Origin of the sequence: Hydrogenophaga sp. Root209, assembly GCF_001428625.1 — a bacterium.
In the GTDB taxonomy this organism is placed as follows: Bacteria; Pseudomonadota; Gammaproteobacteria; order Burkholderiales; family Burkholderiaceae_C; genus Hydrogenophaga.
In genome coordinates, this window is sequence record NZ_LMIE01000006.1 from 90,342 (window position 1) to 103,910 (window position 13,569).

The following is a 13,569-nucleotide window of genomic DNA, read 5'->3' on the forward strand; positions in this document are numbered from 1 at the left end:
AAAAACCGGCCGAAGCCGGTTGTTCCCAGGATGGCTGACGCCTCATGCGGTCTGGAACCGATCGAGCAACTGCACCAGCCGGCGCGACTGCGACCTGAGCGATTCGGCGGCAGCGGCGCTTTCTTCCACCAGCGCGGCGTTCTGCTGCGTGACCTTGTCCATCTGGCTGATCGCCTCGCCGACCTGACCCACGCCCGAACTCTGTTCGCTGGTGGCGCTGCTGATCTCGCCCACCAGGTCGGACACGCGCCGGATCGCGCTCACCACGCCCTGCATGGTGGTGCCCGCCTGGTCGGCCAGGGCGGTGCCGCTGGCGACGCGCTCCACGCTGGTGTCGATCAGACCCTTGATCTGCTTGGCCGCTTCGGCACTGCGCTGCGCGAGGTTGCGCACCTCGGCCGCCACCACCGCAAAACCGCGACCCTGTTCGCCAGCGCGCGCGGCTTCCACCGCGGCATTGAGCGCCAGGATGTTGGTCTGGAAGGCGATGCCGTCGATCACGCCGATGATGTCGGCGATGCGCCGCGAGCTGTCGTTGATGCCCTTCATGGTTTCAACAACCTTGCCCACCACGCTGCCGCCTTCGATAGCAACCTTCGAGGCGTTCAGCGCCAGCTCGTTGGCCTTGCTGGCGTTGTCGGCGGTCTGGCGCACGGTGGAGCCGAGCTGTTCCATCGAAGCCGCGGTTTCCTGCAGCGAGGAAGCCTGCTGCTCGGTGCGGGTGGAGAGATCGGCGTTGCCCTGCGCAATTTCGCCCGATGCCACTTCCACCTGCTCGGCAGTGCCGCGCACTTCCGAGACCAGCGTGCCCAGTTGGGCCGAGACCTGATCGAGTGCCTGCAGCACCTGGCCGGTTTCGTCACGCGAGGCGGTGTGGCTCTGCGTGCGCAGGTCGCCGTCGGCCACGGCAGCGGCCAGGGCGCGCGCCGCGCGCAGCGGCGCCACGATCATGCGCACGCACCACCAGCCCACCACGGCCGAGAGCAGCAGCGCCAGGGCCGCGCCCACGGCAATGCCCATGCCCTTGCCAGCGGCGGCGGACGCGGACGCGTCCACCCGCGCGTTGGCGGCATCTCGCTGGCTGGCCGCCAGCGCGGAAATCTGTTCATCGAGCTTGATGTAAGCCGTCTGCATGATGTCGATGAAGCTGCCCGCGGTGTTCAGACCGGTGCTCTTCATGTCGAGCGCGTCCAGCGCCGTCTGGCGAAACGCAGCATGCGTTTTCTCAAGCACCACCAGTTGGGCGCGGGCCGCGTCGTCCCAGATCGGCAGCGCATGCTGCGCCTTGATCAGGGCTTCGATCTCACCCAGTTCGGCAGCGAGCGCCTTGTCCAGCGCATCGATGCGCGCGGCGGGGAACTCGGCACCGGTCCAGGCCAGCGACTGGTTGGTGCTGGCATAGGCCGCGCCAATGCGGCGCTGCAGCTCGGTGGTGGTGGCGAGCGTGGGCAGGGTCGAGGACTGCATGGCACGCAGCGAACTGGAGAGATCGCGCGTGGCCCACAGACCCAGACCGGCCACGATCACCAGGCACAACATGGTGAGCAACGGCGCCAGCGCGACCTTGACTCCGATGCGGGCGTTTTCAAACAGCTTCATCGTTCTTGTCTCGTGTTCGAAGGAGAGGTGCCGCCACACCTGCAAGACGGACGGCTCCGGAATTCGTTTGCCGGCAGCGGTGGCACGGTTGCGCCACCGCCGCGGCGTGCATCAGCGGTAGACGCCGACGGCCATCACCAGGTTGGTGCCGGCGACGCGCTTCACGAAGGTCGCCTTGCCTTCCACCTTCTTGCTGACCGGGTGCGCCCAGTCGTAGTCGACCCAGCCCTCGCCCTTGTTGGCGACCGTCATGAATTCCTTGACGAATTCCTTGCCGTTCTGGTCCTTGAGGTTGAGCAGGTTCTTGCCCACCAGCTTGTCGTTGGCGCCGTGTGACTTGACGGCACCATCGGTGTCCATCAGGATGACGTACAGGTCTTTCTTGTTCCAGTTGGTCTTGTCCTTGGTGAAGTCATCGAAGGCCTTGTCGTTGCCGACTTTCTTCAGGTGGGCGATGGCGGCTTCGTTCATGGCCTTGGCTTCATCGCGCGTGCCGTGGTCCTGGGCGAATGCGCCGGAAACAAAGGCCAGCGACGCGAACAGCGCGAGCAGGGGGCGGTACAGGGATTTCATGGTGTATCTCCGTGGAAAAAAATGGTGATGAGCGAATCGGGAAAGACGCGCATTGGGGCGCGGTGACCGCGCGGACCGTGTGGGCCCGGCGTGCTTATGAGATCGGTCTGCGGCGCCCGAACTTGACGCGGGTAAACCCGTGTTCGGTCGGCCGATCTCAGTGCTCGCGCAGTTTCGAGCGCAGGCGCGCTATGGACTGGCTGTGCAGTTGGCAGATGCGCGATTCGGTCACGCCGAGCACGGCGGCGATTTCCTTGAGGTTCATGTCGTGCTCGTAGTACATGCTCATGATCTGTTGCTCGCGCTCGGGCAGCACGTTGATGGCGGCCACCAGGGCGGTGCGCATGCGGTGGTCCTGCAGCTTGGCTGACGGATCGGCTTCGCTGTCGCCCATGTGGCGATCCAGGAAACCGTCTTCATCGTCGCTGCCACCGCTGATGTCTTCCAGATACACCAACTGGGTGCCGCGCACCTTGGCCAGCAGGTGCTGGTAATCGGCCAGTTCCATGCCCAGTTCGGCGGCGATCTCGGATTCCTTGGGCACGCGCTGCAGTTTCTGCTGCAGACGGCTCACGGCCTGCTCGATGTCTTTCTGGCTCTTGCGCGAGCCACGTGACATCCAGTCGCCTTCGCGCAGCTCGTCGATCATCGCGCCGCGGATGCGCTGGCTGGCGAAGGTTTCGAACTGCACACCCTGTGTGGGCTCGAAGCGCGCAATGGCTTCGGTCAGACCGATCATGCCGACCTGGATCAGGTCATCAAGCTCCACGCTCGGGGGCAACTTGGCGATCATGTGGTGGGCCAGACGCCGCACCAGCGGGCTGTATTTGCGCAGCTGCTCGTCGCGGTTGAGCGTGCCTTTGGCGGTGTACATCTTCAGCTCCAGAGAGGTGTCGGGGCAGCACGGACCAGGCCGTGGTACCCGTGTGTGTCGGTCTCGGCCTGCGTGGTGATGGCGCAGGCCTGGGCGCGGTGGCCCCAGGTGTGGGCGGGCCAGCTTTCAAGCTTCAGCCCGAGGTGGCGTGCCGCGCAGTCGGTGACCGTGGTCACCAGCGGCTGCAGAACCTGCGCGCCGCCCGAGGCCAGGGGCGCGAGCACTGGCGACAAACCCGCCGAGTGCAACACCTTGACCGAGCCGTAGGCGTCGATGGCGGCCTGCGGCTGTTCGAGCACGGGCACCATGGCACGGGCATTGAGCCCGGGCAACACGCCGGCCAGGCCGAAAGCCGGTGCGAACAGCAGCACGATCACGCCCGGCGCAAACGGCGCCAGCAGGCGCGAGAGCGCTGCCGGTGCGCCTGCGGCGTGCGCGGTTTCCTGCAGAGCCTGCAGGCCGCGCGCACCGGGCATCACCAGCCACTCGGCGTTGTCGGCGGACTGCTCGAGGTGAGCGATGGAGGGGTCTTGCAACGCGCGCAGCAGGCCAAGGTGGCTGCCGGGCTCGCGCTGCACGCCGCTGGATTCGGTGGCCGTGCCGTCGACGATGACGACCGAGCGGCCCTGGTTCGTGAGGCAGGCGGCAAGCATGTAGAGCCACTCGTGGCCACGCGATGGCTGCGCGGGGCTGGCCACGGGCAACAGGCTGGGCCCGCCGCTGCGGCTCTCGCCGCGCAGACCGGCGGCCTGGTCGAAGCCGTGTTCAAACATGCGAGGCTCCCAGGTTCACGCCGCGTGCGTTGGTGGGCGCGAAGTAGAAGCCCATGTCGGTGGCCACCGGGTCGTAAGCCGACTTGCCGGACGTGCCCATGGACATGCGCACCAGTGCCGTGGCGTCGGGGTTCTGCCAGTCTTCGGGCACGCGCTGGCCGTTGGCCACGCCGCGCAGCGTCACCTGGTGGCGGATCAGCGCGTCCAGTGCGGGGCCGAGCTTCACGGCTTCGTCCACCTTGGAGAGCACCACGCCGTGCAGCGAGCTGGCCTTGAACGAGGTCAGCACCTCGTCCAGCGTGTCGCCTTGCGATCCGGCGTTGAGCACCAGCGTCTTCTTCACCGTGGGCATGTCCAGCACGTCGAGCATGTCCTGGATGCGCTGGTCGCGTTGACCGAGGCCCGCGGTGTCGATGATCACCAGGCGTTTGCCCGAGAGCAGGTTGAGCAGGTCCTTGAGCGCTGCGCGGTCGTGGGCCAGATGGGCCACCACACCGAGCATGCGGCCGTAGGCGCGCAGTTGTTCGTAACCCGAGACGCGGTAGGTGTCCAGCGTGATCATGCCCACGCTGCCGGCTCCGTACTGCTTGACGCATTGGGCCGCGAGCTTGGCGGCGGTGGTGGTCTTGCCCACGCCGGTGGCGCCGATCAGCGAAACCACACCGCCTTCGTCGCACAGGCCGGCGGCGGGCGCGCTCACCTTGAGGTTGCGGGTGATCACGTCCATGAGCCAGCGGAAGGCTTCGGGTGCACCGGCATCGGCGGGCACGCGGTCCAGCACGGCGCGGGCCATGGCGGGCGAGTAGCCAGCGCGGATCAGCTTGAGCATGAGGTTGGACTGGATCGGGTTCTGCTTGGAGGAACCGAGCCAGGCCAGCGTGTTGAAGCGCTCTTCGATCATGTCCTTCAACGCGGTGAGCTCCACCGCCATGCGGGTGTCTTCGTTGCTGGCGAAGCGCACCGAGGGCTGCGAATCTTCCCAGGCGGGTTCGGCCGTATCGCGGGTGCGGATCGGCTGCTGGCCCAGGCGGCTTCCAAAGGCGGCCTGCACCGGCTCGTTGAAGCGCTGCACCGGCACCACGATCGGCTCGGCGGCGGGCATGGGGGTGGGCGCGGGCTGTACCGGCGCGGCTTGCACCGGCGCGCGGTACTGCGGTGCGGGCACCTCGGCGGCTGAGGACTCCTGCATCGATTCGCGGCGCTTGCGCAGCATGCGTTCGCGCACATATTCCTGGAACGACAGCGTGCTCATGGCCAGCGCTTCGGTGTCACCTGCCACCGATTCGGGCTGTGCCTGCGTGGCAGCGGCCTTGGCGCGGGCGGCAAAGGCGGTGGGTGCGGCGGCTGGGCGGGTGATGATCGGTGCGGGGCTGGCGTTGTCGGCCAGCGAGGCCAGGCTCTCCTCGGCAGCGGCCATCACCTCAAACCCTTCGCTGGTGGAACGGGTGGAGAGGATGACGGCGCTGTCGCCGAAGGCGTTGCGGGCCTTGGCCATGGCTTCGCGGGAGGTCGGTGCGGTGAAGCGCTGGATGTTCATGATGCAAGTTCTCCAAGAATCGGGCCAATGCGGATCAGGTGGGTTTCAGGAATTTCGCTGTGCGCCAGCACTTGCAGGCGGGGCGCGGCACGGCGCAGCAGGCGCGCCATGGCGTTGCGGATCGCGTCGGGCACCAGCAGGCAGGCGGGTACGCCTTTTTCTTCCTGCTTGTTGGCGATGTCGGTGGCCGATTTGCTCAGCATCTCGGCCACACCGGGGTCCAGCGCGCCGTTGGCCGCACCACTGAGGGCCTGCATCAGCAGACGCTCGAGACCGGGCTCGATGGCGATCACTTCGAGCTCTTTCACCGGGCCATAGATCTGCTGCACGATGGCCGGCGAGAGCGCGGTGCGCACGCGGCGGGCCAGCTCCTGCGGGTCGGTGGTGGTGGTGGCGTGTTCGGCGATCGATTCGATGATGGTGCGGATGTCGCGCACGTGCACCGACTCTTCCAGCAGCAGCTGCAGCACTTTCTGGAAGGTGGCAACGGAGATCATCTTGGGCACGACTTCTTCGATCAGTTTGGGGGCCAGTCGGGTGACGTGTTCAACCAGGTCCTGGGTCTCTGTCCGGCTCAGCAACTTGGCTGCCTGGACTTGCATCAAGTGTGAAAGATGCGTGGCCAGCACAGTCTCGGAATCAACCACGGTAAAACCGGCCATCTGCGCGTTTTCACGTTGCTTGTCTTCGATCCAGTGCGCCGGCAGGCCGAACGCCGGGTCGGTCGTGGGGGTGCCGATCAAGGGGGTACCCAGGCCACCCGGGTCGATGGCCAGGAACATGCCGGGGAACACTTCGCCCTCGCCCACCACCACGCCGCGCAGCGTGATGCGGTAGGCGCTGGGGCGCAGCTCCAGGTTGTCGCGCACGTGCACCGCGGGCGGCAGGAAACCCACCTCCTGTGCAAATTTCTTGCGCACGCCCTTGATGCGGGTGAGCAGGTCGCCCTGGCGGGTCTTGTCGACCATGGCGATCAGGCGGTAGCCCAGCTCCAGGCCGAGCAGGTCGACCGGCTGCAGGTCGTCCCAAGTGGCTTCGCCGTCGCCTTGCACGGCCGGTGCTTCGGGCTCGGCCACGGGGCGCGCGTCCACCCGGGTGCGCCACCAGGCCAGGCCACCAAAAATCGCGGCGAAGGTCAGGAACACCACGTGCGGCATGCCCGGGATCACGCCCAGCAGGAACATGACCGCGGCCACGATGCCCATGACCTTCGAAGAGATGAACATCTGCTGCATCACCTGCGCGCCCAGGTCTTCGTCCTTGCCCACGCGCGAAACCACCATGGCTGCGGCCACCGAGATCAGCAGCGAAGGAATCTGCGCCACCAGCGCGTCGCCCACCGCCAGCAGGATGTAGGTGCTGGCCGCCTCACCGGCCGACAGGCCGTGCTGCAGCACACCGACCGCGAAGCCGCCAATGATGTTGATGATCAGGATCAGGATGCCGGCGATGGCGTCGCCGCGCACGAACTTGGAGGCACCGTCCATGGAGCCGAAGAACTCGGCCTCGTCGCCCACTTCCTGGCGCCGCTTCTTGGCCTGCTTCTCGTCGATCAGGCCTGCGTTCAGGTCGGCGTCGATCGCCATCTGCTTGCCGGGCATGGCGTCCAGCGTGAAACGGGCCGACACCTCGGCAATGCGCTCCGAGCCCTTGGTGATCACGATGAAGTTGATCACCACCAGGATCACGAACACGACGAAGCCAACCGCGAAGTTGCCGCCGATCAGGAAATGGCCAAAGGCCTCGATCACCGCGCCGGCCGCGCCCGGGCCGGTGTGGCCTTCGAGCAGCACCACGCGGGTGGAGGCCACGTTGAGCGAGAGGCGCAGCAGCGTGGTGAGCAGCAGCACGGTGGGGAACACCGAGAAGTCCAGCGGACGGCGCATGTAGGCCGCCACCATCATGACCACCAGGGCCAGCGCGATGTTGAGCGTGAAGAAGGTGTCGAGCACCCAGGGCGGCAGGGGCAGCACCATCATCGAGAGGATGGTGATCACCAGCATGGGAGCGGCCAGGCCACCGGCCCAGGCCGCGTTGCGGTTGAGCCATTGCTGCAAGGGCGCGAGGGCGTTCATTCAGTGTCCTTGGTGGCGGATTTCTTGAAGTGCGGATCCAGTTCGGGCGGCACCTGCGGGGTGGGCATCTCGGCGGGCATGGCGCCCTGGCCCTTGAGGGCGGCCTTGACCTGGTACACGTAGGCCAGCACCTGGGCCACGGCGGTGTACAGGGCCGAAGGCACCTCACCGTCGAGCTCGGCGTGCGCGTAGAGCGCACGGGCCAGCATGGGCGACTGCAGCACCGGCACGTTGTGCGCCTTGGCCACGTCGCGGATCTTCATGGCGATCAGGTCGGCACCCTTGGCCACCACGCGCGGCGCGTTCATGGAGGTGTCGTCGTAGCGGATCGCCACCGCGTAGTGGGTGGGGTTCATCACCACCAGATCGGCCTTGGGCACGGCGCCCACGCTGTTGCGCTGGGCCATCTCGCGCTGGCGCGCACGCCGCTGCGCCTTCACGTGCGGATCGCCCTCGGATTCCTTGTGCTCCTGCTTCACCTCCTGGTGAGACATCTTGAGCTGGTTGCTGTGCAGGAACTTCTGGATCGGAAAATCAACGATGGCGAAGAACGCCACCACGAGCAGCAACAGGCTCACGCCCTTCACCATCCAGGCGCCGAGCTGGCCGAGGCCGGATTCCAGCGGTTGCGTCACCAACGTTCCGAACAGCTCCACATGCGAAGCAATGAATTGCCAGGCAACGAAGCCCACCACGGCCGTGACGCCGGAGAGCCTCAAGGTGTCGATCACCTGCTGTTTGGAGAACAAGCGGCCAATGCCCTTGAGCGGGTTCAGGCGGCTGAGGTCCGGCGTGATGGGCTTGGTGCTCAGCGCGTAGCTGCCGGCAGCCACCGTGACAGCGATGGCCAGACCCAGCACCAACAGGCCCAGAGGCAGGTAGAGCATGAGGCCCTGTGAAAAGCCGTCCGCCAGGCGTTGCAGCATCTGGCCGGGTTGCTGCAGGGAGGCGTGGTCGAAGCGCAGTTGCCCTTGCAGGGAGGTGCGCAGCTTCTCGAAACCCGTGGGGGCCAGCGCCAGCAGCAGCACGGAGCCGCCGCCGAGCACCGACAGGTTGGACAAGTCCTTGGAGCGCGGCACCTGACCATCGTCGCGGGCCTTCTTCAGGCGCTGCGCGGTGGCGGGTAGGTTCTTGTCTTGACTGGAAGATTCCATGGAGCGGGCTCACTTGATCGGTGAATCCGATTCTGGAATCCGCTTGGAAAAACTAAAGGGGGATAAGACGCTGTGAACGGGTGCTTTTCTGCAATGCACCACTTCGAGCTCGGGGCGACTGGGCACGCTGCTCCGCGAATGTCCCCCGGCGGCTGGTGCCGCCTCCGCCTTGATTTCGCTGCGCAGCACACCCAGCCGCCCCGAGCTGGCGGGGGTTGGAGGGGGTTGGAGGGGGAGTCAATCCAGAAACACCGCGGAACCGGCTTTGCCGGGCCGCAGGTGTTGCCCCCTGAAAGGGGGTGGCGCGAAGCGCCGCGGGGGTTAGAAACCGAGTGATGCCAACAGGTCGTCCACCTGTTTCTGGTCGTTGACCACATCGGTGCGGCCATCGCCATCCACCACCGGGCCGGCGAGTTCGTAGGCGTGGTCCTGGCCAGGCTGGCCGGAGGGTGCCGACTGCAGCAGCAGGCTGAGCAACTGCTCTTCGATGGTGCCGGCGAGCTGCACCACGCGTGCGATCACCTGGCCGGTCAGGTCATGGAAGTCCTGCGCCATCATGATGTCGGTCAAACGCGCGTCGGTCTGCTCGCTGGTGGTGATGATGTCGTTCGTCCACTCCATCAGTTCGGGCATGGCCTTGGCCAGCGCCGGCACGCGCGAGATCGTGTCGGCCAGCTGGCGCCCCCGCTCGGCGATCAGGCCCTGCTCGGTCTTGCCGAGTTCCACGTGGTTGAGCACCTTCTCCGCCGCTTCGCCGGTGAGGCGGGCGATATAGGACAGGCGGCTCTGCGCATCGGGCAACTGGTCGACCGTGCCCTTGAGCTTGTCGGTGTAGCCCAGCTCCTTCAGGGCGTCGTGCAACTGGCGTGTGATGGAGCCCAGTTTCTGAAACATCTGCGGGGCGCCAGGGTTTGCTGCGTCATCGTGGTTCATGACAGCGTTCCTTATATGCCGAGCTTCTTGAAGATGTTGGCCAGCTTGTCTTCCAGCGTCGCCTTGGTGAAGGGCTTGACGATGTAGCCAGCCGCGCCGCTCTGGGCCGCCAGCACGATGTCTTCCTTGCGCGCCTCGGCCGTCACCATCAGCACCGGCAGGTGCTTGAGCTTCTCGTCCTTCTTGATTTCGGCCAGCAGCTCGAAACCGTTCATGTTGGGCATGTTGATGTCGGAGACCACGAAGTTGAACACGCCGTTGCGCAGTTTGGCCAGCGCAATGGCGCCGTCTTCGGCCTCGTCCGCATCGGCGTGACCGATCTCTTTCAGCAGGTTGCGCACGATGCGGCGCATGGTGGAGAAGTCGTCAACGATCAGGAATTTCATCGGGGTGGACATGCATGCCTCCGAGGGCGGGTGGGTCGATGGGGTGGAGACGGAGGCTGTTCAGCCGCCGCTCCCTGAAGTTGATTTCGTCACTTCGCCGGGAATCTGAAGTGCCGGCGCCATGGATGTTTCAACAGCTGCTGGTGCAGCGGGCGGGGCCACGGCCGCAGGGATCGAGCCTGGCGTCATGCGGTCTTCGGCCGCCTGCGTCATCACCACGATGCTGATGCGCCGGTTGATCGGATCGGTGGGCGTCTCGGGTCTCAACAACCGGCTGGAGGCCAGGCCCTCCACGCGGCGCAGCTTGTCGTCGGGCAAACCGCCCGAAACCAGCTCGCGGCGCGAGGCGTTGGCCCGGTCGGCCGAGAGCTCCCAGTTGCTGTAGCCACGCTCGCCGCTGCCATAGGGCGTGGCGTCGGTGTGGCCAGCGAGCGCAATGCGGTTCTCCACATCGCCCAGGGCCCGTCCGATCTCGTGCAGGATGTCGCGCATGTAGGGCTTCACCAGCGAGCTGCCGGTGTCGAACATCGGGCGATTCTGCTGGTCCACGATCTGGATGTGCAGACCATCGGTGGTTTTCTCCAGCTGGATCTGGTTGCCGAACTCGGCGAGCTTGGGACTGCTCTTGATCAGTTCGGCTATCTTTTTCTCCAGCGCGTCCAGCCGGGCGGCTTCCTGGCGGACCTTGGCTTCCTGGGCCATCTGGGCGCCCATCATCTTGGCCGCGCGCTCGGCCTCGCCGCTGTCCATCTGGCCAAACGACTTGCTCAGGTCACGGCCACCACCGGGCAGGATGCTGCTGCTGTTGCCGGTGCCCGGGCCGCCCATGAGCGAGACCTTCACCGGCGACTGGAAGTAGCTGGCAATGCCGTCGAGCTCACCCTTGGCGGTGGAGCCCAGCAACCACATGAGCAGGAAGAACGCCATCATGGCCGTCACAAAGTCGGCGTAGGCGATCTTCCACGCACCACCATGAGCGGCATGGCCGGTCTTCTTGATGCGCTTGATGATGATCGGTTGAAGTTTTTTTCCATCTCCAGCCATGTCAATTCCTCCGGAGCGGGAAACGGTTCAGTCCAAGGGCAACGAGGGTCCGGCTCTGCCGGCCCAAGGTGCCGCCCCCCTCCCAGGGGGGTGACGCGAAGCGGCGCGGGGGGTGTTTCATTTTTTCTTCACGTGGGCTTCGAGTTCGATGAATGTGGGGCGCACGTCGGAGAGCAGCACCTTGCGACCGAACTCGATGGCCGTGGCCGGGGCATAGCCCTGCATGCTGGCGAGCAGCGTGGTCTTGATGCACTGGAATTCCTTGCTGCCCTCTTCCACCTTCTGGTCCATCAGGCCACCGAGTGGTTCGAACACGCCGTAGGCCAGCAAGATGCCCAGGAAGGTGCCCACCAGGGCGGAAGCGATCATGCCGCCGAGGATGGCGGGCGGCTGGCCCACCGAGCCCATGGTGTTCACCACACCCAGCACAGCGGCCACGATGCCGAAGGCCGGCAGACCGCCGGCCAGGCGGGCGATGGCGGCCACCGGTGCGTGGGCTTCCTGGTGGTGCGTTTCAATCTCGCTGTCCATGAGCGACTCGATCTCGTGCGCATTCAGGTTGCCCGAGACCATCATGCGCAGGTAGTCGGTGATGAACTCGACCACGTGGTGGTCGGCGGCAATGGTGGGGTACTTCTTGAACACCGCCGACTCGTGCGGATTCTCCACGTCCTGTTCGATCGCCATCAGGCCTTCCTTGCGCGCCTTCTGCAGGATGTCGAACTGCAGCGCCATGAGCTCCATGTAGCGCGCCTTGGTGTAGCGGCTGCCCTTGAAGCAGCCGGCCAGACCTTTGAACGACGCTTTGACGACCTTCATCTGGTTGTTGATGATGAAGGCACCCAGGGCCGCACCGAGGATGGTTGTCATCTCGAACGGCAATGCCTTGAGCACCACGCCGATGTTGCCGCCGTGGAGGATGTACACGCCGAAGATGCAAAGCATCGAAACGACAAAACCGATGATGACGAACATGTTCTTGGGCCTGAAAGAGGACGTGGCACCGATGTGGCGCGCGTGACTTTGGGGAATGCCTTTTCTATCGACCAACTCTAGGTGCGATTGAAGGGACCCATAAACGCGAAATGGACCCGCATCGGGGTCCATTTCAAGTTTTGAGGAAGGCCTGATCAGTGCAAGCGCAAGCCACCCGAGGCGGCACCTTTGCCGGCACGCGCCGGTGGCTGGCACAGACCACACACGAAGTGGCGGTTCTCATAGGGCTCGGTGACGAAGTTGCCGCCGCAGCAGGTGCACTTGGTCAGGGTCAGCATGCCGTTGTCCACGAACTTCACCAGGCGCCAGGCGCGGGTGACGGAGAGGATGGGCTCGATCGCGCTGGCCGTCATCTGGTCGTTGTAAAGGCGGAAGGCCTTGATCACCGTGTCGATCTCTTCGAGTTCGCTGGTCTTGCTCAGGTACTCGTGGATGTTGAGGAACAACGAGGCGTGGATGTTGGGCTGCCAGGTGAGGAACCAGTCGGTGGAGAAAGGCAACTGGCCTTTCGAGGGGCTCTTGCCCGCCACTTCCTTGTACAGGCGCAGCAGGCGCTCATAGGACAGGCTCGTTTCGTACTCCAGCACCTGCAGGCGCGCACCGAGCTGAATCAGGGCCACCGCGCGTTCGATGTCACGGGACTCGTTGAGGATGCTTTTGCCGACGGCCATGAGGAACTCCAGAGAAAACAAAACGATTCAGGATAGAAGTGACTTCATCCAGGGACACTGCGGATCCGGCTCCGCCGGTCCCAGGTGTCGCCCCCTGGGGGGTGACGCCGAAGGCGGCGCGGGGGGTGTCAATGCGCAGCCATTGACTCCGCAAATTTGCCGGCCATGAGGATGCTGGCGTGCAGCTGCGTGGTGGTGGCGTTGTCCACCTTCTTCACGTTGTGGCTGGTCAGCAGGTTCCACACCAGGTCGTCGTCCACGCGGAAGCGGCACAGCAACATGTTGGAGGAAGCGATCTTGAGCAACTGCGCCGTGGACAGCATGCCCAGCAGGTCGGCGGCTTCTTCGGTCAGGCCGAGGCGGAACAGGGCTTCGGCGCGGTCCTTGCGGATCAGGTTCTGCGCCAGCATCAGGTAGGTCAGATTGGCTTCGCGGATTTCAGCCAGGAGTTGTTCGCTGTCCATGATGTGTTCCTTCGGTGTGGGGGGCCTGGGTTGTTGGCGACTTGCTTACAACTCCTGACCCGATGTGTGTAATTGTGTCGAGCGGTAAAAAATCTTGAATCGGTAAACGGCTGTAACGGGTGTCAGGAGCGCAACACCTGCTTGTCATCCAGATGCCTACATCTTTGGTTCTCAAAACGGGGCTGCCGGTGCGGGTGCCGAAGCGCCTGTGTGCCCCACCGCTGCACCGCCCTCACCCACCCACGAGGCGCAGCGTGGAGGCGTCTTGTCCAGGAAGCGAATTTCAAGCAGCGCTAAAGAATATGCAAAGGGCACCGAAATTGAATGCAACGGACTTCTRGAAAGGTTCGTCGTCCGGCAAGCGAAGCGGCGAGATGGTCAAAGGCRTGCAGCCCCAACCCAGCGCGTTCAGCCCAGCACCGGTCGTGGCAGCCAGCCCTCTGGCTGGTGTCGGGATTGGCAGCGATGCCGGATTACTTTTCATCCATTC

14 protein-coding genes are annotated in these 13,569 nt (G+C 65.0%); all 14 read right to left on the minus strand.

Annotation, left to right across the window (positions count from 1 at the left end):
• Positions 1 to 42: 42 nt before the first annotated feature.
• Positions 43 to 1,599 (minus strand): methyl-accepting chemotaxis protein, encoded by a 1,557-nt coding sequence (locus tag ASE11_RS26985; RefSeq protein ID WP_056268546.1) that lies wholly within the window; start codon positions 1,597 to 1,599, stop codon positions 43 to 45.
• Between the two features lie 111 nt (positions 1,600 to 1,710).
• Positions 1,711 to 2,172 (minus strand): cache domain-containing protein, encoded by a 462-nt coding sequence (locus ASE11_RS06960; RefSeq protein ID WP_056268550.1) that lies wholly within the window; start codon positions 2,170 to 2,172, stop codon positions 1,711 to 1,713.
• A gap of 157 nt (positions 2,173 to 2,329) precedes the next feature.
• A complete protein-coding gene (locus tag ASE11_RS06965; protein ID WP_056268555.1) occupies positions 2,330 to 3,046 on the minus strand; it encodes an RNA polymerase sigma factor FliA in 717 nt (238 codons plus the stop codon).
• Between the two features lie 2 nt (positions 3,047 to 3,048).
• On the minus strand, positions 3,049 to 3,819 hold the full coding sequence (locus ASE11_RS06970; RefSeq protein WP_056268559.1) for a ParA family protein: 771 nt from the start codon (positions 3,817 to 3,819) through the stop codon (positions 3,049 to 3,051).
• Positions 3,812 to 5,356: a flagellar biosynthesis protein FlhF gene (flhF, locus tag ASE11_RS06975; RefSeq protein ID WP_056268562.1), complete on the minus strand. Its 1,545-nt coding sequence runs from the start codon at positions 5,354 to 5,356 to the stop codon at positions 3,812 to 3,814. The genes ASE11_RS06970 and flhF overlap by 8 nt, the downstream gene beginning before the upstream one ends.
• Positions 5,353 to 7,431: a flagellar biosynthesis protein FlhA gene (gene flhA / locus ASE11_RS06980; protein ID WP_056268567.1), complete on the minus strand. Its 2,079-nt coding sequence runs from the start codon at positions 7,429 to 7,431 to the stop codon at positions 5,353 to 5,355. Before flhA ends, flhF begins: the two co-directional genes overlap by 4 nt.
• Positions 7,428 to 8,585, minus strand: a complete 1,158-nt coding sequence (locus ASE11_RS06985; RefSeq protein WP_056268572.1) for a flagellar biosynthesis protein FlhB — start codon at positions 8,583 to 8,585, stop codon at positions 7,428 to 7,430. Before ASE11_RS06985 ends, flhA begins: the two co-directional genes overlap by 4 nt.
• Before the next feature lie 321 nt (positions 8,586 to 8,906).
• Positions 8,907 to 9,518: a protein phosphatase CheZ gene (locus tag ASE11_RS06990; RefSeq protein ID WP_056268575.1), complete on the minus strand. Its 612-nt coding sequence runs from the start codon at positions 9,516 to 9,518 to the stop codon at positions 8,907 to 8,909.
• Between the two features lie 11 nt (positions 9,519 to 9,529).
• A complete protein-coding gene (gene cheY, locus ASE11_RS06995) occupies positions 9,530 to 9,916 on the minus strand; it encodes a chemotaxis response regulator CheY (RefSeq protein WP_056268580.1) in 387 nt (128 codons plus the stop codon).
• A gap of 48 nt (positions 9,917 to 9,964) precedes the next feature.
• Entirely contained in the window at positions 9,965 to 10,948 is a 984-nt protein-coding gene (motB, locus tag ASE11_RS07000; RefSeq protein WP_056268583.1) for a flagellar motor protein MotB, read from the minus strand.
• Positions 10,949 to 11,065: 117 nt separating this feature from the next.
• The gene (gene motA / locus ASE11_RS07005) at positions 11,066 to 11,923 is read right to left on the minus strand and encodes a flagellar motor stator protein MotA (protein ID WP_056268588.1); all 858 of its coding nucleotides are present in this window, start codon (positions 11,921 to 11,923) and stop codon (positions 11,066 to 11,068) included.
• A 155-nt stretch (positions 11,924 to 12,078) separates the two neighbouring features.
• A complete protein-coding gene (flhC, locus tag ASE11_RS07010; RefSeq protein WP_056268592.1) occupies positions 12,079 to 12,615 on the minus strand; it encodes a flagellar transcriptional regulator FlhC in 537 nt (178 codons plus the stop codon).
• Positions 12,616 to 12,743: 128 nt separating this feature from the next.
• Positions 12,744 to 13,079 (minus strand): flagellar transcriptional regulator FlhD, encoded by a 336-nt coding sequence (gene flhD, locus ASE11_RS07015; protein ID WP_056268595.1) that lies wholly within the window; start codon positions 13,077 to 13,079, stop codon positions 12,744 to 12,746.
• 283 nt (positions 13,080 to 13,362) lie between these two features.
• The coding region (locus ASE11_RS26495; protein WP_235501217.1) for a hypothetical protein at positions 13,363 to 13,569 on the minus strand (207 nt) is incomplete at its 5' end.